The 18,354-nt window shown below is 33.2% G+C and carries 20 protein-coding genes; 15 read left to right on the top strand and 5 right to left on the bottom strand.

Annotation, left to right across the window (positions count from 1 at the left end; translation table 11 throughout):
• The first annotated feature begins 84 nt into the window (after nucleotides 1–84).
• The 15 genes from ACFX5F_RS13860 (at nucleotide 85) to atpG (ending at nucleotide 13,229) form a co-directional block, all read left to right on the top strand.
• Nucleotides 85–420 carry a PadR family transcriptional regulator gene (locus tag ACFX5F_RS13860; RefSeq protein WP_379852603.1) on the top strand — a complete coding sequence of 112 codons (336 nt, stop codon included), beginning with the start codon at nucleotides 85–87 and terminating at the stop codon, nucleotides 418–420.
• 10 nt (nucleotides 421–430) lie between these two features.
• Nucleotides 431–1,108 carry a hypothetical protein gene (locus ACFX5F_RS13855; protein ID WP_379852602.1) on the top strand — a complete coding sequence of 226 codons (678 nt, stop codon included), beginning with the start codon at nucleotides 431–433 and terminating at the stop codon, nucleotides 1,106–1,108.
• Entirely contained in the window at nucleotides 1,105–1,812 is a 708-nt protein-coding gene (locus ACFX5F_RS13850) for a hypothetical protein (RefSeq protein ID WP_379852601.1), read from the top strand. The genes ACFX5F_RS13855 and ACFX5F_RS13850 overlap by 4 nt, the downstream gene beginning before the upstream one ends.
• Before the next feature lie 47 nt (nucleotides 1,813–1,859).
• Nucleotides 1,860–3,329 (top strand): DUF5687 family protein, encoded by a 1,470-nt coding sequence (locus tag ACFX5F_RS13845; RefSeq protein WP_379852600.1) that lies wholly within the window; start codon nucleotides 1,860–1,862, stop codon nucleotides 3,327–3,329.
• Nucleotides 3,330–3,389: 60 nt separating this feature from the next.
• Complete coding sequence (locus ACFX5F_RS13840; RefSeq protein WP_073209421.1) at nucleotides 3,390–4,085, top strand: ABC transporter ATP-binding protein; 696 nt, start codon at nucleotides 3,390–3,392, stop codon at nucleotides 4,083–4,085.
• A 231-nt stretch (nucleotides 4,086–4,316) separates the two neighbouring features.
• Nucleotides 4,317–6,941, top strand: coding sequence for a type IX secretion system periplasmic lipoprotein PorW/SprE (gene porW, locus ACFX5F_RS13835; RefSeq protein WP_489753082.1), 2,625 nt, complete (start codon nucleotides 4,317–4,319; stop codon nucleotides 6,939–6,941).
• 2 nt (nucleotides 6,942–6,943) lie between these two features.
• Nucleotides 6,944–7,351 (top strand): bactofilin family protein, encoded by a 408-nt coding sequence (locus ACFX5F_RS13830; RefSeq protein WP_379852598.1) that lies wholly within the window; start codon nucleotides 6,944–6,946, stop codon nucleotides 7,349–7,351.
• Nucleotides 7,320–7,547 (top strand): AtpZ/AtpI family protein, encoded by a 228-nt coding sequence (locus tag ACFX5F_RS13825; protein WP_379852670.1) that lies wholly within the window; start codon nucleotides 7,320–7,322, stop codon nucleotides 7,545–7,547. Before ACFX5F_RS13830 ends, ACFX5F_RS13825 begins: the two co-directional genes overlap by 32 nt.
• Before the next feature lie 72 nt (nucleotides 7,548–7,619).
• Nucleotides 7,620–8,012: a hypothetical protein gene (locus ACFX5F_RS13820; protein WP_379852597.1), complete on the top strand. Its 393-nt coding sequence runs from the start codon at nucleotides 7,620–7,622 to the stop codon at nucleotides 8,010–8,012.
• A gap of 122 nt (nucleotides 8,013–8,134) precedes the next feature.
• Nucleotides 8,135–9,277 carry a F0F1 ATP synthase subunit A gene (gene atpB / locus ACFX5F_RS13815; RefSeq protein WP_379852596.1) on the top strand — a complete coding sequence of 381 codons (1,143 nt, stop codon included), beginning with the start codon at nucleotides 8,135–8,137 and terminating at the stop codon, nucleotides 9,275–9,277.
• A 33-nt stretch (nucleotides 9,278–9,310) separates the two neighbouring features.
• Nucleotides 9,311–9,502: an ATP synthase F0 subunit C gene (gene atpE, locus ACFX5F_RS13810; protein ID WP_007136870.1), complete on the top strand. Its 192-nt coding sequence runs from the start codon at nucleotides 9,311–9,313 to the stop codon at nucleotides 9,500–9,502.
• Nucleotides 9,503–9,628: 126 nt separating this feature from the next.
• Complete coding sequence (locus ACFX5F_RS13805; RefSeq protein WP_379852595.1) at nucleotides 9,629–10,129, top strand: F0F1 ATP synthase subunit B; 501 nt, start codon at nucleotides 9,629–9,631, stop codon at nucleotides 10,127–10,129.
• 2 nt (nucleotides 10,130–10,131) lie between these two features.
• Nucleotides 10,132–10,665: an ATP synthase F1 subunit delta gene (atpH, locus tag ACFX5F_RS13800; protein ID WP_379852594.1), complete on the top strand. Its 534-nt coding sequence runs from the start codon at nucleotides 10,132–10,134 to the stop codon at nucleotides 10,663–10,665.
• A gap of 38 nt (nucleotides 10,666–10,703) precedes the next feature.
• Complete coding sequence (gene atpA / locus ACFX5F_RS13795; protein WP_379852593.1) at nucleotides 10,704–12,281, top strand: F0F1 ATP synthase subunit alpha; 1,578 nt, start codon at nucleotides 10,704–10,706, stop codon at nucleotides 12,279–12,281.
• Between the two features lie 87 nt (nucleotides 12,282–12,368).
• The gene (gene atpG / locus ACFX5F_RS13790) at nucleotides 12,369–13,229 is read left to right on the top strand and encodes an ATP synthase F1 subunit gamma (RefSeq protein WP_379852592.1); all 861 of its coding nucleotides are present in this window, start codon (nucleotides 12,369–12,371) and stop codon (nucleotides 13,227–13,229) included.
• 87 nt (nucleotides 13,230–13,316) lie between these two features.
• On the opposite strand, the gene ACFX5F_RS13785 is transcribed toward atpG, so the two are convergent.
• The 5 genes from ACFX5F_RS13785 to ACFX5F_RS13765 form a co-directional block, all read right to left on the bottom strand.
• Nucleotides 13,317–15,485, bottom strand: coding sequence for a peptidase domain-containing ABC transporter (locus ACFX5F_RS13785; RefSeq protein ID WP_379852591.1), 2,169 nt, complete (start codon nucleotides 15,483–15,485; stop codon nucleotides 13,317–13,319).
• An 86-nt stretch (nucleotides 15,486–15,571) separates the two neighbouring features.
• On the bottom strand, nucleotides 15,572–16,708 hold the full coding sequence (locus tag ACFX5F_RS13780; RefSeq protein WP_379852590.1) for an HlyD family secretion protein: 1,137 nt from the start codon (nucleotides 16,706–16,708) through the stop codon (nucleotides 15,572–15,574).
• Nucleotides 16,709–17,068: 360 nt separating this feature from the next.
• On the bottom strand, nucleotides 17,069–17,239 hold the full coding sequence (locus tag ACFX5F_RS13775) for a hypothetical protein (protein WP_379852589.1): 171 nt from the start codon (nucleotides 17,237–17,239) through the stop codon (nucleotides 17,069–17,071).
• A gap of 23 nt (nucleotides 17,240–17,262) precedes the next feature.
• The gene (locus tag ACFX5F_RS13770; RefSeq protein ID WP_379852587.1) at nucleotides 17,263–17,433 is read right to left on the bottom strand and encodes a hypothetical protein; all 171 of its coding nucleotides are present in this window, start codon (nucleotides 17,431–17,433) and stop codon (nucleotides 17,263–17,265) included.
• Between the two features lie 458 nt (nucleotides 17,434–17,891).
• Nucleotides 17,892–18,308, bottom strand: coding sequence for an HlyD family secretion protein (locus ACFX5F_RS13765; protein WP_379852586.1), 417 nt, complete (start codon nucleotides 18,306–18,308; stop codon nucleotides 17,892–17,894).
• Between the last annotated feature and the right edge of the window lie 46 nt (nucleotides 18,309–18,354).

Here is an 18,354-nt window from a genome sequence, read left to right as displayed (position 1 = left end):
AGTGATAAATTTTGAAATTTTAATACCTAATTTAGTTATGTATAAGAATCTTATGTATATTTGTTATTCAAAATGAAAAGGCAAATGAAAAATTCACAATTATACAAAGGAAGTTTGAATACCATAATCATGAAATTGCTGGAGGAAAACGGCAAGATGTACGGTTATGAAATTACTCAGAAAGTAAAGTCTATCACTCAAGGTGAACTCAATATTACCGAAGGGGCTTTATATCCTGCCTTGCATAAACTGGAAGCAGAAGGTTTACTGGATGTAGAGATAGAAAAAGTGGACAACCGTATGCGTAAATATTACAAACTGACGGAGAAAGGAACTACTGAAACGGTAAATAGACTTTCAGAATTGGAAGACTTTATCAGAAACATGCAGAGTTTAGTAAATCCAAAATTAGAATTTTAATTTTTTAAACATGAAATTAACCAACCAACAAATTGCCCAAATAGAAGAAACACTAGTTTTAAACGGTCTTGTTTATCAAGATGTCAAATTAGAATTATTAGACCACATTGCTTCAGAAATTGAGGAGAAAATTAGTAATGAGGAAATTTCATTTGAAGTTATCTTCAAAGAAGTTTTTGAGAAATGGAAACCAGAATTAAGGCCAAGTTCTTCTTCTTGGGTTGGCCTCATGAATTCTGTGCCCAAAATAGTTTTAGATAAATGGGTTTCAATTACAAAGCGTCAACAATTAAAAGTGCTTTTAATAATAATATTTCCAGCATTAATTTTCACATTATTTTTCAAAACAAATTTTGAAAAATATGATTATACGATTTTTACACAATTTTTAAAAACGATTAGCCTACTAACGTCATTTTTAATTGTTTTAGCCAAAATAATGATTTGGAATTCTAAAATAAAAACGACCTTCGGTTTTATTTTTAATAAAAGCACACCTGTTTATATGTTTTTTTTGCTGTTCTATGGATTAGGTGTTCTACCGATGAAATTTACTATTTGGGATTTTGGAACGCGATTGTTTTTTGTTTCGATGCTCTCATTTTTGTTTCTTAATTCTATTTTTTGTTTGCGATTAGCATACAAACACTTTCAATTCGAGAAAAAACTATCTTTTTCTAAATCATGAAACTTTCCAAGGAACAAATAGACCAACTTTTCACGTTCACCCGTCAGCATTATGTGGAATGGTATGACTTGCAATCGGAATTAGTGGATCATTTGGCGAATGCCATCGAAGCGGAATGGCAAGAAAATCCCAAGCTCACTTTTGACGAAGTCTTAAACAAGGAATTTAAGAAATTTGGTGTTTTTGGTTTTATGGATGTGGTAGAAAAACGACAGGCGGTTTTGGGTAAAAAATATAACGGTTTGGTTTGGTACCATTTCAAAGATTTTTTTGGAGTCCCTAAGATTGTATTGACAATTGCGATGACGCTGGTATTGTTTAGCATTCTAAAAATAAGTCAGTATAGTGAATGGATTGTCATGGGGCTTTACCTCATTTTGATTCTGTTTACATTTTACGAAATTTTCAAAAACAATAAATTTAGAAAAGAAAAAAAGCAAGCAAAACAAAAAAGATGGTTATTTGAAGAAATCATAAATCAATACGGAAGTTTTTCTGGAGTCATTATTTTCTCCTTTAATATGTTTATTCAAATTTTTAATTCTACTGAAAAGTATATTGGAAATGACTTTTGGATATTAGGTTTAAGTTTCTTTTTTGTCCTTCTTGTCCTACTGATTTTCATCATCTTCAAAATTATCCCATCCAAGGCAGAAGAGTACTTACGAGCCACTTATCCGGAATATAAATTTGAAGCAACGTAACATTTTTCTTATTTCCGCTACTTACTGTAAAACCAAACCACTTTATTATGTTTAAACGTTTTATTTATCTCGAATGGAAGGCTTTTACAAGATCGGCCTCTTTCGCAACTAATTTGGGATTAAAGATTTTAATGTTCTTTCTTATTGCTTATTTTTCTGTCGCTTTCCTGGCGTTAGGAATTGGAGCATTTTATATTCTTAAAAAAATGCATCTTGATCCATTGGTAACTGTAAATAAATTTCTGATTTATTACTTTTTGATGGATCTGATAATTCGTCTTTTATTGCAGGCTATTCCTGTGATGAACATCAGGCCACTATTGACCTTACCAATAAAAAAACCAACAATTGTACATTTCTCTTTAGGGAAAACGGTCTTGTCCTTTTTTAATTTTGTCCATGCTTTTTTCTTTATTCCGTTTACGGTTGTTTTGATTATAGAAGGGTATGATGTAGTCAGTGTGATACTTTGGCATTTGGCAATGGTTTCCTTGATTTACATCAATAATTTTTTGAATATTTTATTGAACAACAAAGACAACTTGTTTGCTATTTTCGTTGGGATTATTATGATTCTGGGAGGTTGTCAGTATTATAAGTTTTTTGACATTACTAATTATACTACTTTATTTTTTGACGGATTATTTCACACAAAATGGATGTTTCTTTTTCCGGTTTTGGCTTTAATGGGATTGTATTATGTTACTTTTCATTATTTCGAAAACAATTTATACCTAGATGCGGGTCTTTCCACCAAAAATAAAATCGCCAAAACCGAGGATTTGACTTGGTTAAACCAATTTGGGACTTTAGGAACATTTTTAAAAAATGACATCAAATTAATTAAAAGAAATAAACGGTCAAAAACCACAGTGATCATGAGTGTGGTGTTTTTATTCTACGGTTTTCTATTTTTTACCAATAAAATCGAAGCTTACAATAATCCCATCATGCACATTTTCGCAGGAATTTTTGTTTCAGGAGGTTTTTTATTCACTTTCGGTCAATTTGTACCCAGTTGGGACAGCTCTTATTATCAATTAATGATGACACAAAACATTCCTTACAAAGGATATTTGAGTTCAAAATGGTGGCTGATTGTTATCGCCACGGTTGTTTCGACACTATTGGCTTCGTTTTATTTGTATTTTGGATGGCAAGTGTACCTTACCATTGTTGTGGGCGCGATTTATAATATTGGAGTCAACTCGCATTTAGTGCTTCTTGCCGGTGCTTATACAAAAACGCCAATAGATTTAGATTCCAGCAAAGGAGCTTTTGGAGATAAAAAGGCATTTAATATAAATACTATGTTGATTTCGCTGCCAAAATTGTTGTTGCCTTTAGGACTTTATTGGATTGGTTCTAAAATAATGAATCCCAATTTAGGATTAGCCATGGTCGCTATTGCCGGACTAGTAGGTTTTGCTTTGAGAGACAAAGTTTTCTCTTTAATCGAAAAGGTGTATAAAACCGAAAAATATAAAACCATTGATGCCTACAAGCAAAAGAGTTAACAGTCAATTTTCATAAAGCGATTAACCAAATCAACAAATAACCGATTAAACTTTTTTAAAATGATACAAGTAAACAACCTTTCAAAAACATATAACGGAACCACAGTTCTAAACATTGAAACGCTTGAGATTCCAAAAGGACAAAGTTTTGGATTAGTAGGTAACAACGGGGCCGGAAAAACTACTTTTTTCAGTTTATTATTGGATTTAATCCAACCTTCAACGGGAAACATCATCAATAATGACGTTCAGGTAAACACCAGCGAAAACTGGAAACCGTTCACCGCCTCTTTTCTGGACGAAAGTTTTCTAATTGGCTACTTAACGCCCGAAGAATACTTTTATTTCATAGGTGATTTACGCGGTCAAAACAAAGCCGATATTGATGCTTTGTTAGCGAAACATGAAGAGTTTTTTAATGGAGAAATCCTTAAAAATAAAAAATATTTGCGCGATTTATCAAAAGGAAACCAAAAGAAAGTGGGAATTATTGCCACGCTTATAGGAAATCCCGAGGTGGTCATCCTAGACGAACCCTTTGCTAATTTAGACCCGACAACGGTTAACAGATTAAAAAAAATAATCAAAGAACTTGCCGAAAACCCTAATGTTACTGTATTGGTTTCCAGTCACGATTTAATGCACACTGTCGAGGTTTGTGATAGAATCGTAGCACTAAATAAAGGCGAAATTGTAAAAGATATTCAAACGTCCAGAGAGACGTTGCAGGAGTTAGAACTGTTTTTTGCAGTTTAAAATTTAATTTGGGCGTGACCCGGAAATAAAAATTTCGGGTCGGGCTTTTCGCTCTCAATCTTTTTTATTCTTAAAAAAGAATAAAAAAGGATTTCCGCTGCACTCCCTCACGCGAAGCGCTGAATCAAAAAGAAACCTAATAATTTCCACGATATCAAAAAGAAACGTATTTTTACAAGTCAGTATACTAAAAGGTATTTTTAAAAGTTAATTGATAAAAGACGTTTACCATTGAAAACCAACACATTTAGGCAACTAATTTCTATAGGATTTTTGTTATTTTTGATAGCATGTTCTACCAAGAAGGATACTTTTTTGGCTAGAAAATCGCATGCCTTAAGCACGAAATACAATATTCTATACAACGGTCAAATAGGATTAGACAAAGGTGTGGTAGGCATAAAAGCAAATAGTAAGGATGACTTTTGGAAGCGTTTGCCTATCGAAAAAATGCAGATCAAAGAGGATTTCATTGTAAGTGAAAAACCCAAAAATGCTGATTTTGAATTAGCGGAAACCAAGGCTACAAAGGCAATTCAGAAACATTCCATGAACATTGGCGGAAGAGAAAAAAACAGCCAGATTGATGAAGCGTATTTGCTACTTGGTAAATCTCGCTATTACGATCAACGGTTTGTTCCTGCATTAGACGCTTTCAATTATATTTTATACAAATATCCCAACAGCAGCAATATTTACGAAGCCAAAATTTGGCGCGAAAAAACCAATATGCGTTTAGGCAATGATGCCTTGGTAGTTAAGAACATTACCAAACTTTTGGAAGAACAAAAACTAAGCAATCAGGTTGTCGCTAATGCGAATGCACTTTTATCAGAAGCTTTCCTGAATCTGGAGGAAAAGGACAGTGCTGTGGCCAAATTAAAAATTGCCGAAGAATACACAAAAGTAAAAGCTGAAAAAGCCAGATATCGTTTTATACGAGGACAATTGTATGAAGAATTAGGAAAGAAAGACAGTGCAATATACAGTTATCAGTCGGTTATTGACATGAAAAGGAAAGCGGCAAGAGAATATGTTATTCAGGCTCAAGCCAAGAAAGCACAACTGTTTGATTATGAAAAAGGAGATACGACGGATTTTTCAAAAACATTTAGAACGCTTATTGCTGATAGAGAAAACCGACCTTTTTTAGATGTAATTTACTATCAGATGGGGGTGTTTCACGATAAAAATAACAACCAGAAACAAGCCTTAAAGTACTACAACACTTCTCTAAAAAAAGCAACGACAGACCAATATTTGGTTGCTTCCAATTACCGAAATTTAGGAAATATGTATTTCAAAAATGCAGAATATCCAATTGCGGCAAACTATTACGACAGTACACTCGTAAAGCTGGATACTAAAACCAGAGAGTATCTTTTGATTCAAAAAAACAGAAAAAATTTAGACGAGGTTATAGAATACGAAGCTATTGCCAAAAGAAATGACAGTATCATTCATGTTGCGTCTTTATCGGAAACAGATAGAGTTTTATATTTTGAAAATTATATTGATAAATTAAAAAATTCGGATGAAATCAAGAAAATTTCAGAAGAAAAAGAAAAAGACAGACAGGAAACAATAGCAAGAAATGCTAAACCAAGCACGATTGATCCAATAGTTTCAGCACAAGATTTACCGAAAGCAAAAAAAGCATCATTGGCACCACCGTCAATGGCAGATGCCAGTATGAATCAAGCAAGTGTTTTCTATTTTTATAATCCTACGACCGTCGCTTTTGGAAAAGTGCAATTTAAAAAAACATGGGGAGAACGTTCTTTAGGTGGGAATTGGAGATTGTCTTCAGGCAAAACTGATTTAAAAGAAAACGATACCATAAATGGAAAAATACCAACCGCAGAAAATGCTTTGGCAGTAGAAAAAACAAAACAGGAATATACAACTGATTATTATTTGAAACAACTTCCAACATCTAAAACAGAACTGGATAGCATTGTGAAAGAACGTAATTTCGTCTATTACCAACTGGGTGTTGTTTATAAAGAAAAATTCAAGGAATACGATTTGGCCAGCAGTAAATTAGAACAATTGTTAAAGAATAATCCGGAAGAAAAACTAGTGCTACCTTCAATGTACAACTTGTTTAAAATTTACCAAATTACAGATGCAAGCAAAGCAGAAGATATGAGAAAAAGAATTTCTGCTCAATATCCGTCTTCTCGTTATGCGCAAATTATAAACAATACAAATCCGAACGAGGCTTTGGCCAATGAAACGCCGGAAAGTGAATATGATAAATGGTACAAACTATATAGAGAAGAGCAATTTTTGGTTGTGTTAGAAAAATCAGACGCTTTGATTAATCAGTTTTCAGGCGATGAAATTGTGTCTAAATTCGAACTGCTTAAAGCAAACGCTATTGGGAAATTGAGGGGATTAGCAGCTTATAAAAAGGCCTTACAATATGTTGCGGATAATTATCCTAATAGTGAAGAAGGGAAGAATGCACGAGAAATAGTGACGACTCAGATTCCGTTTTTAGAACAAATGAACTTTAATACTACCGATACAAAAAATTGGAAAATTCTTTATAAAGTTGGAAGTCGAGAAGATAAAAATACAAAAGCGATTGAAGATAAAATCAAGAAATTCAATACTGCTGAAAACTTTCAAAATCTAACTTTTTCTTATGATGTTTATACCGAAAAGGAAAATTTCATCGCCATTCACGGTATGAACTCAGAAGTTTATGCAAACGCTATTGTTAAAGCATTAAAAGAAGATAAGAAATATAGAGTCGATGAACCTGCTATTGTGGTTTCTAATGAAAATTACAAAGTGATTCAGATTAAGAAGAATCTTGATGCGTATTTAGCACCTAAAAATCAATAACCATGTTTGACAAAAAGCCAAAATCATATACGGATTTTCTTGGAAAAACCAACAGAATTGTTGAAGGGACTACGATAAAAGGAGATATTATTTCTCAAGCTGATTTTAGATTGGATGGCGAATTAATTGGTAATTTTCAATCCAGCGGCAAAATAGTGATTGGACCGGTAGGAAGTGTTATCGGTGATATTATATGTAAAAATGCGGATATTGAAGGAAGATTTGATGGTAAGATTCAAGTTGAAGAAATCCTGAATGTAAAATCAAAATCAAGTATTCATGGAGAAGTAGTCTGTGGAAAATTAGCAGTAGAGCCAGGTGCTGATTTTAGTGCTTCGTGTACTATGAAAACAAATATAAAGAATCTAATGCCAAATGATGGACAACAAACCCAACAAAAAACATGCTAGCAAATGGCTTGCGCTGATAAATATCCCAATTCAAATGGGGGCGATTATCTTTCTGTTTTCCTTTCTTGGAAACTGGTTAGACGAAAATCATCCCAGTGCCAAAGTGTATTACAATAAAATTTTAGTGATGGTTGGAGTCGCATTAGCCTTATATAATGTTATACGACAAGTAAAGGAAATCAACAAATCAGAATAAATTCCAATAAAAACAATACTAAAACCTATAAAATACCCTAAGTTTTTTTGACTTTCGTTAAAATACAATCTGATGAATTTAAAAAATTACAAACCGCTTATAAATTTAGCATTGCTGATAGTAGTAGCTTATATACTACATAAAATTATTTTTTACAGTTTTAATATAGATGATACAGCGTTTCATTATTCGATAGAAGAGCTTTATTTATTATTTTCAGTTTTGTCTGTAATAGTCCTTGTCGTTTTATTGAAAGTAAAAGAACAAAGTTTTGACAATGTTGGAATGTCATTTCTATTGAGCACAAGTATTAAAATGGTTGTTTGTTATTTGATTTTAAGGCCTGTATTGCAAGCGTCAGGACATAATGGAAGCATAGAGAAAAAGAATTTTTTCGCGATGTTTATTCTCTTTTTAGCAATGGAAACTATACTTACTATACGAATTTTAAACAAAAATCAATAAACAGGGAGTTTTATACGCAGAATGCCCGAAAAATAAATTTTTTATATGCTTTTGAATATTAATAAAAAATGTACATTTGCACCAAATTTTAGAAACGTAATAAATTAAGATATTTAACTGTTATGGTGATTTCAAACAAACCACTTAGATTTATAATAGCGACATTAGTAGCGTGTCTTCCTTTAATTAGTTTTGCAAATCCTGAACAGGATACTGTAAAAGTAAAAACCGAAGTTGCTCATGAAGCATCAGAAGGTGCTCATGCTGAACCAACAGATGTAAAATCTAAAATTAAAGCATTTATAGGCCATCACGTTTTAGATTCCCATGATTTTACTTTTTTTTCAGATGAAGTTGAAGGAAAACATTACGGTTTTTCTTTACCTGTAATTCTTTGGGATAATGGAATTCAATTTTTCTCTTCGGCTAAATTTGAACACGGTGAGGCTGTGGCAGAATCAAATGGAAATTACTACAAAATAAACCACCACGACGGTAAAATATACAAAACGGATGCTTCGGGTACAATAACTGAAGACGAAAAAACAGGTTTCCCTACTAATGTTCGTCCGATAGATTTTTCTATAACAAAAACAGTTTTGTCTATAATGATTGCTTCATTATTAATGTTTTTAATATTTGCTGGCTTGGCAAAGTCCTATGCTAAAAATAAAGGAATCGCTTCTGGAGTGGGAAGAATATTTGAACCGGTTGTCTTATATATCCGGGACGAAATTGCTATTCCAAACATTGGCGAAAAGCACTACAAGAAATACATGAGTTATTTATTGACTATATTTTTCTTTGTTTTATTTTTAAATATATTTGGTTTAATGCCATTTGGAATCAATGTAACTGGGAATTTAACCGTTACTTTTTCATTGGCTATCTTAACATTTTTGATCACTAACCTTACGGCTAATAAAAATTACTGGGGACACATTTTTTGGATGCCAGGTGTGCCTAAAGTAATGCGAATCGTTTTAGCGCCTATTGAATTATTGGGGATTTTTATCAAACCTTTTTCATTGATGATACGTTTGTACGCAAATATTTTTGCAGGACATATTGTATTAATGAGTATTATTGGTTTAATGTTTATTTTTAAAAGTTGGTTAGGAAGTAGTTTATCGTTTGGATTGTCTTTTGTACTTTCTATTCTTGAAATATTAGTAGCTTTTTTACAAGCTTATATTTTTACCATGTTATCTGCTTTGTACTTTGGTTCAGCGGTAGAGGAACATCATCATGAGGAAGCTCATTAATAAATTGAATGTTTAATTTTTAATATATATATTATGCAAATTCCAACTATTGTAGGAGCAGGGTTAATTGTAATCGGAGCAGGTTTAGGTATTGGTAGAATTGGTGGTTCAGCAATGGATGCTATTGCTCGTCAACCAGAAGCTTCAGGAAAAATCCAAACAGCTATGCTTATCGCAGCTGCACTTATTGAAGGTATTGGTTTCGCTGCGTTATTCGCATCTTAATTAAAACAAAAAAAAACAATAGTTGCAACGGTTGGTTGTAACTATTGTTTTTAAAATTAAAACATTACAAATTGCTTTTTTATGAGCAATAAAAAAATCATAATTTAAAATTTATAATTATATATAATGGATAAGTTAATAAATCAGTTTGAGTTAGGTTTGTTCGTTTGGCAAGTATTAATATTTGTTGGATTAATATTCTTATTGAAAAAATTCGCTTGGAAACCAATTCTTGATGCAGTTAATGATAGAGAAGAAGGAATCAAAAATGCATTACTTTCTGCTGAAAACGCAAGAAAAGAAATGCAAAATCTTCAAGCTGACAATCAACGTATTTTACAAGAAGCAAGATTAGAGCGTGACAATATGCTTAAAGATGCTCGTGAAATGAAAGAGAAAATGGTTGCTGATGCTAAAAATGAAGCGCAAGCTCAAGGTCTGAAAATGATCGAACAAGCTAAATTAGCAATCGAAGGTGAAAAAAATGCAGCTATGGCTGAATTGAAATTACAAGTTTCTACTTTGTCATTGAGTATTGCAGAAAAATTATTGAAAGACGAATTGTCTAACAAAGAAGCTCAAACTAAATTAGTTGAGAAAATGTTAGGTGACGTAAAACTGAACTAATTATGGCAAGTACAAGAGCAGCAATTCGTTATGCAACAGCAATTTTAGATTTAGCAACCTCAAAAGGTGTTGCCGAAGTTGTGAATAACGATATGAAATTGATTGCTTCAACAATCAACGGAAACTTGGAATTAAGCACTTTTATTCAAAATCCAACGTTAAAAGTTGAGGTTAAAGAAAAAGCACTTTTAGAAGTTTTTGCTGGTATTGATGCAGTTACTAAAGGATTATTTCATTTGTTATTTGAAAACAAAAGATTCGAAATTCTTGAAGCAATTGCCGAAGAATACAGTAAATTATCTGATGTTATGAATGGTGTTGAAGTAGCGAAAGTTACAACAGCTGTTCCTATGGATGCAGCTTTAGAAGCTAAAGTTTTAGCTAAAATCGCAACACTTTCTGATAAAAAAATTACAATAGAAAATATAGTAGATGCTTCAATTATTGGAGGATTTATTCTAAGAATAGGCGACAAGCAATACAACGCTTCAGTAGCCAACAGATTACAAGTATTAAAAAGAGAGTTAAGTAATTAGTTTTATTGCACATTTAAGTGTCTAAATTATAAATTAAGATGGCGGAAATCAAACCTGCTGAAATTTCAGCAATATTAAGAAAGCAAGTAGAAGGTTTTGAATCTGGTGCTACACTAGAAGAAGTAGGAACAGTACTTCAAGTTGGAGATGGTATTGCTCGTGTTTACGGGCTTTCTAATGTTCAATATGGAGAGTTAGTTGAATTTGACAATGGATTAGAAGCTATTGTTTTAAATCTTGAAGAAGACAATGTAGGGGTGGTACTTTTAGGACCATCAACAGGAATCAAAGAAGGTTCAACTGCTAAAAGAACACAACGTATTGCCTCTCTTAAAGTAGGAGAACAAATGGTAGGTCGTGTAGTAAACACTCTTGGTTTTCCAATTGATGGAAAAGGACCAATTGGTGGAGATTTATACGAGATGCCTTTGGAAAGAAAAGCTCCTGGAGTTATCTTCCGTCAACCAGTTACTGAGCCATTACAAACAGGTATTAAAGCAGTAGATGCTATGATTCCAGTTGGTCGTGGACAACGTGAGCTAGTTATTGGTGACCGTCAAACAGGTAAATCAACTGTTTGTATCGATACTATCTTAAATCAAAAAGAATTTTATGATGCTGGGAAACCAGTATTCTGTATATATGTTGCAATTGGACAAAAAGCGTCAACTGTAGCAGGAATTGCTAAAATGTTAGAAGAAAAAGGCGCAATGGCATATACCATTATTGTTGCTGCTAATGCTTCTGATCCAGCTCCGATGCAAGTTTATGCTCCTTTCGCAGGTGCTGCAATTGGAGAGTATTTTAGAGATTCAGGTCGCCCGGCTTTAATTGTTTATGATGATTTATCTAAACAAGCTGTTGCGTATCGTGAGGTTTCTCTTTTATTAAGAAGACCACCGGGACGTGAGGCATATCCTGGAGACGTTTTCTACCTTCACAGTAGATTATTAGAACGTGCTTGTAAAGTAATTGCAGATGATGGAATTGCTAAAAACATGAACGATTTACCAGATTCATTGAAATCAATTGTAAAAGGTGGTGGTTCATTGACTGCTTTACCAATTATTGAAACTCAAGCTGGTGACGTTTCTGCTTATATCCCAACAAACGTAATTTCGATTACAGATGGTCAAATTTTTCTTGATGGAGATTTGTTTAACTCTGGGGTTCGTCCGGCAATTAACGTAGGTATCTCGGTATCTCGTGTTGGAGGAAATGCACAAATTAAATCAATGAAAAAAGTAGCAGGTACTTTGAAACTGGATCAAGCACAATTCCGTGAATTGGAAGCGTTTGCTAAATTTGGTTCTGATTTAGATGCTGTTACTTTAAATGTAATTGAAAAAGGAAGAAGAAACGTTGAGATCTTGAAACAAGGTTTGAACGATCCTTATACAGTTGAAGATCAAGTTGCGATTATCTATGCTGGTTCTAAAAATTTATTGAGAAATGTTCCTGTGAATAAAGTAAGAGAATTTGAGAAAGATTTCTTAGAATTCTTGAACAACAAACACAGAGCGACTCTTGATGCTTTGAAAGCAGGAAAGTTAACAGACGAAATTACAGATGTAATCGAAACTGTAGCAAAAGAATTATCAGCAAAATATAACTAAGAAATGTATATTGTATAATGTAAATAGTATCGAAAGACGCTTTTTACATTATACATTTTACAATTTTTACAATCGACAATAAATAAAATGGCAAATTTAAAGGAAATCCGTAATAGAATTACTTCCGTTTCATCTACGATGCAAATTACATCGGCGATGAAAATGGTTTCTGCAGCAAAGCTAAAGAAAGCACAAGATGCAATCACTGCGATGCGCCCTTATGCCGAAAAATTAACGGAACTATTGCAGAATCTTTCTGCTACACTTGATGGTGATATAGGAGGAGAATTTACCACACAACGTGAAGTGAAGAAAGTGTTACTTGTTGTTGTAACTTCAAACAGAGGTTTGGCAGGTGCTTTTAATACGAATGCTATTAAAGAAGCTAAAAACCGTGCTGCATTTTACGCAGGTAAACAAGTCGATATTTTTGCAATAGGAAAAAAAGGAAACGATGTTTTAAGCAAAACACTTTCAGTAGTTGACAATCAAAGTGCTATTTTTGATAATTTGACTTTTGATAATGTGGCTTTAATTTCGGATATGTTAACTCAGAAATTTGTTTCAGGTGAATATGACAAAATTGAATTGATTTACAATCAGTTTAAAAATGCAGCGACACAAATTGTACAAACAGAACAGTTTTTGCCACTTGCATCTATTAAATCGGATACGACAGTTTCAACAGGAGATTATATTTTTGAACCTTCAAAAGAAGAAATTGTATTGACTTTGATTCCAAAATCGTTGAAAACACAGTTATACAAAGGTATTCGTGATTCGTTTGCATCTGAACATGGCGCTCGTATGACCGCTATGCACAAAGCAACGGATAATGCAACTGAATTAAGAAATCAATTGAAATTGACTTACAATAAAGCACGTCAGGCCTCTATTACTAATGAGATCCTAGAGATCGTTGGTGGAGCTGAAGCTTTGAACGGATAATAATGTTATTCTATATATTTTAAAGAGCCACGCTATTGCGAGGCTCTTTTTGTTATGAGCGGATTGTTTTGTAGTCATTTTTTAGGATTAGACCAATCCTTGTTTGTTCCATAAATCATGATATTTACCTTTTTGTTCTAATAAATCGGTATGATTTCCTGACTCAACAATTGTTCCGTTTTCCATTACTAAAATAGTATTTGCGTTAGCAATGGTACTTAATCGGTGTGCGATAACGATTACAGTTTTTCCCTGTAATTTAAAATTATCGATAACTTCTTTTACAATTCTTTCTGAATTTGTGTCCAAAGAGGATGTAGCTTCATCCATCAATAAAACTTCCGGATTTTTGTATAAGGCTCTTGCAATAGCAATTCGTTGTTTTTGTCCTCCGGAAAGCATGGCTCCGTTTTCACCAATTTGGGTTTCAAAACCGTTAGGTAGTTTTTCAACAAATTCTGTAATTCCCAATTGTTTGGATAAATCTAAAATGCGTTGAATATTGGGAAATGAATCACCCAAAGCGATATTTTCAATAATATTTCCCGAAAACAGATTGAGTTGTTGTGGGATGACACCAATGCAATTACGTAAACTTTGGTAATGTATGAATTGAGAGTCATAATCCCCAATGTAAATTTTCCCTTCTTTTATGGGATATAAATTTTGCAACAATGAAATCAGTGTAGTTTTACCGCTTCCGCTTTCGCCAACAATGGCAGTGGTTTCATTTTTTTTGAAAACGGCATTGAAGTTTTTGAAGACTTCGGTTCGAGAACCGTAGCGAAACGAAACGTTTTCAAATTTTATGTCACCGATATTTTCTTTTTGCAATTCAATCTTGTTTTCTGTTTCTTCCCGTTCTAAATCCATTATCTCAAAAAGCCTGTCGGCTGCTATCAATGCATTTTGGGCGGTTTTATTCATCCCAATCAAGGAAGCAACAGGCGAAGTAAAGTAGCCTATCAAAGCATAAAAAGAAAATAATTCCCCTGGAGTAATGGCTCTGTCAATAACATAACCCGAACCAATCCACATTAAAACAACCGTAAAAATAGAAGCTAGAAACTGTGTGGAAGTTCCAGCGAAAATACCATTTAAACCTGATTTATAGGTAGTGAACAATAGTTTTACAAATTTATTTTCGGTTTTTAAATTAGAAAATTCTTCGATTCCAAATTCTTTTACTGTACGAACATGGGTAATACTTTCGACCAATTGTGTTTGCAGTTCGGCAGCATTTTCCATGATGTTTCGCTCCACTTTTTTATTGAACTTATTTAAAATAAAATAAATAGCTCCATAAAACGGAATTACCAGCAGAATAACTAAAGCTAATTTCCAATAGTATGTAAACATCAACGTGAAGGAAAAAATCACAATGAAGATATTGACAATCATATCAATCGCCACTTCATTGATAAATGATCTAATTTTTACGGCATCGCCAATCCGCGATGTGATTTCTCCCACTTGCATCGTATCAAAAAAACGTTGTGGCAAATGCAGTAAATGTTTGTAGTATCCCAAAATTAATTTAGCATCAATCAATTGCCCCGTTTTCATAATAAAAACACTCTTTTTAGAACCGATGTAGGCTTGCAGTAGAATGATAACTACCATAGAAACACTCAACAGATTCAGTAAATTCCTATTACCTTCAATCAAAACATAATCTGTTATTTTTTGGATATAAATAGACATGGCCAATCCTAAAACAGTAAAAATGATTGCGCCAACTAAAGCCTGAATCAAAATGGTTTTATGTGGTTGCACCAGATGCCAGAAGCGTTTTAGCGGAGTAACTTTTTCGTTGTATTCCTTGAAATCATCATTCGGTGCAAAAAGAATCAATACACCAGTCCATATTTTCTGAAACTCTTCAAAAGTATAGGTCTCCATTTTGCCAAAAGCGGGATCCATTGCAGTAATCTTTGATTGGCTTTCGACTTTTGACTTTTCAACTTTATAGACTACTACATAATGATGTAATTGTTCTTTGACTACCACATGAGCGATAGCTGGGAGCGGAATTTTATCAAGAGCATCCATGCCTCCTTTTACGCCCTTGGTGGTAAAACCCATTTTTTCGGCAGCTTCAATAATTCCCAGTACATTTGTACCTCTTTTGTCAGTATTGGCATACTGACGGATTCTTGCTATAGGGAGATTAACTTTGTAATGATTTCCAATAGATGCCAAACAAGCAGCACCACAATCTTTAATATCATGTTGTTTTATTTTTATTGAGACCATTAGACGAAAATAGATAAGAGATGATAGAGAAAAGACTTTCTCTGAATTAAATTATTGTTTTGTATATTGAATTTTCCCTTTTGAGGTTAAGGGGTTAGTTGCTTCGGATTCAACCAATCATCTACTTTATCAAACAATAAGTCAAATAAACTTCTTCGGGTTATGATGTATCTTGTAGTTAACGTCATTCCTTTAGAAACTTGGGTTTTATAACCCGATTGTAATTGCATCGCGGTAGTATTTAAAGCGCATCGTACTTTAAAAAATGCTTGTTCTCCTTGAATGGTAATATTGCGGTCTATGTCTATTACTTGTCCTTCCAGTAATCCCCATTGGTTGTAATTGAAAGCATCAATTTGGAATTTTACTTTTTGGTTTTTCTGTATCATTCCAATATCGTTGGGTGAAACGGTACTTTCTACAATCAATTGATCTACTGCTGAAATAGTGGCAATGGGTTGTGAGGCATTCAGGAATGAACCAGTTTGAATTCCCGAAAAATTTTCTATCGTACCCGATAAAGGAGCGGTGATAACATAATTCTTAGATTCAACATTTATCTTCTGTAGCGTTCCGTTTAGGTTTTTGAGTTGCTCTTCGAGTTCTCTTTTTTTGTTTTGCCACACGCTGCGGTGGTTTTTTTCCAATCCGGATAGCGCTTGTTGGGCATAGGTATAATCGAAACTGTATTTTTCGAATTCCGCTCTGGCAATCACGCCTTTGTCATACAATTGCTTGTTGCGATCGTATGCTGTTTTGGCTTGGGCAATTTTGCTTTGCAATTCACTCTGCTTGCTGGTATAGCTATACCACTCTTGTTGTATTGCAGGCGTTTTCAGCATATTGCTTTTGCCTAAAATTACAAGCGACAAATCATAAACCTGATCTTGAACAGTTGAAGAAACTTCCTGATTGGTGGCTTTCTCCGTATCCAGGTTTTCCTGTGTGAGTTGTACAAGTGTATCGCCTTTTTGCACTACATCATTATTTTTGAGATGGACAAACGTAACTTTACCATTGGCCAAACTGGTTAATGGAACATTATCTGTAGTACTACGTACTATGCCACGGCTCTGGCTGCTTATATCTACTTTAATAACAGGTAATAGTGCCAGAAAAATAAGAATAGCTAGAATCAGTACCAAGTAAATGGAAATACTCTTGGTTTTGTTTTTGGAGATAAGATTTTCGAGGGTATTTATGGGATCTGAACTGAAGTTCATAAAGTTATTTTGTTGGATTTGGTTTGAGGAGCTGATTATTTTCTAAAATATTTATTGCCACTAAGTCAGGAGAATTCGTAGAGCAGGATCAGAACTGAAGTTTAGTTTCAAGTTATAATTTTATAAAGTTAAAAGGTAAAAACCAATATTATTAACCACTAAATCAAGTACATAAAAAGCAGTGCAATTTTATTTACACTGCTTTCAATATTTTAATTCAATACTTAAAAATTAATTTACCTATAATACATTAAAAAAATTAACAGTCGATATAGTAAAATACCAATCACAATAGAAAGAAAAAGCATAATTATTTTTTTTGTTTTATATTTCATGTAAATTAATTTTAATAAAAGTGTTTTAAATATGGCCAGTTGCACCAAGTTCTGCATCAGATGCCATAGCATTAGTTATAACAGCTGCCATACTGCCAAGCCACGAGAAAACAGCCCTAGTTATACTATCTCCACCTGTAATTAATTCCAATTCGTTTTTTTGTAATTCTACAATATTTATCTCTGAAATATTCATTTTTTTTGTTTTTAAATTAAGTTCTACCTTGTACCTGCTGCATATGCTGAATTAAAAGCCGCTACGTTAGCATCCCAATCTTCATATACTCCATAAAGAAAAGAACCTGCGAAAGAACTAACTACCCACATTACATAAGGATTACCTCCATCCATTTCTCTTTTTTCCTGAGCATTAAGCTCTACTAAATTCAAATTATTTAAATTCATTTTTAATTTTTTTAAATTATACATTTTCTTGTTCTAACAAAAGGAGTTTCTCGAGAATTCCTATTAACTACATTTTACATTATTTAATTTTGGGTTATGTAATTCCCTTTACTTTGTTTTTTTTTAAGGAACAACTTAGCTTTATCTAAAAACCTTCTGCTCTGTTTTTTTTAGGGTCACACAACAGCTGCATTATTCCCTCTACAATCGGCCCGATTATAATAAAGAAAATGATTCTGCTTTCACAAGTAACGTCTTACTAATAAATTTTGTTTCATTTTCTGATGCCAAAACTAGGGTAAAGACGACGTTCAAAACAAACAGTTGTTATCGGAATTCCGTGAATTTCGATATGTTTTTCTGGATTTCATATTTAGTAATTTTTAATTAGTTAAAAACCAATGGATTAAGATTTTAGTAAAAAACGTATAAAAATTAGTGATTTATGCTTGATTGTCATTATTCGCCAATTTCAGCGTATTGCTTTTGCTTAAAACTATAAGCGACAAATCGTGAACTTGATCTTGAAGAGTTGAAGAAACCTCTTGATTGATAGCTTTCTCCGTATCCAGGTTTTCCTGTGTGAGTTGTACAAGTGTATCGCCTTTTTGCACTTGATTATTGTTTTTTAGATTAACAAACGTCACTTTGCCACTGACTAAACTGCTTAGCGGAACGTTATCTGTAGTAGAGCGCACTATGCCACGACTTTGGCTGCTTATATCTACTTTTATAACAGGTAATAGTGCCAGAAAAATAAGCATAGCGATAATCAGCACCAAGTAAATAGAAATACTCTTGATTTTGTTTTTGGCGATACCATTTTCGAGGGTATTTATGGGGTCTGAACTTAGGTTCATTTTTTTTGTTGAAATTTAAAATTTATATAGTTTGTGGGTTAGCAAT

Origin of the sequence: Flavobacterium zhoui (genome assembly GCF_042787235.1) — a bacterium.
In the GTDB taxonomy this organism is placed as follows: Bacteria; Bacteroidota; Bacteroidia; order Flavobacteriales; family Flavobacteriaceae; genus Flavobacterium; species Flavobacterium zhoui.
This window is presented reverse-complemented; position numbering and strand designations above follow the sequence as displayed.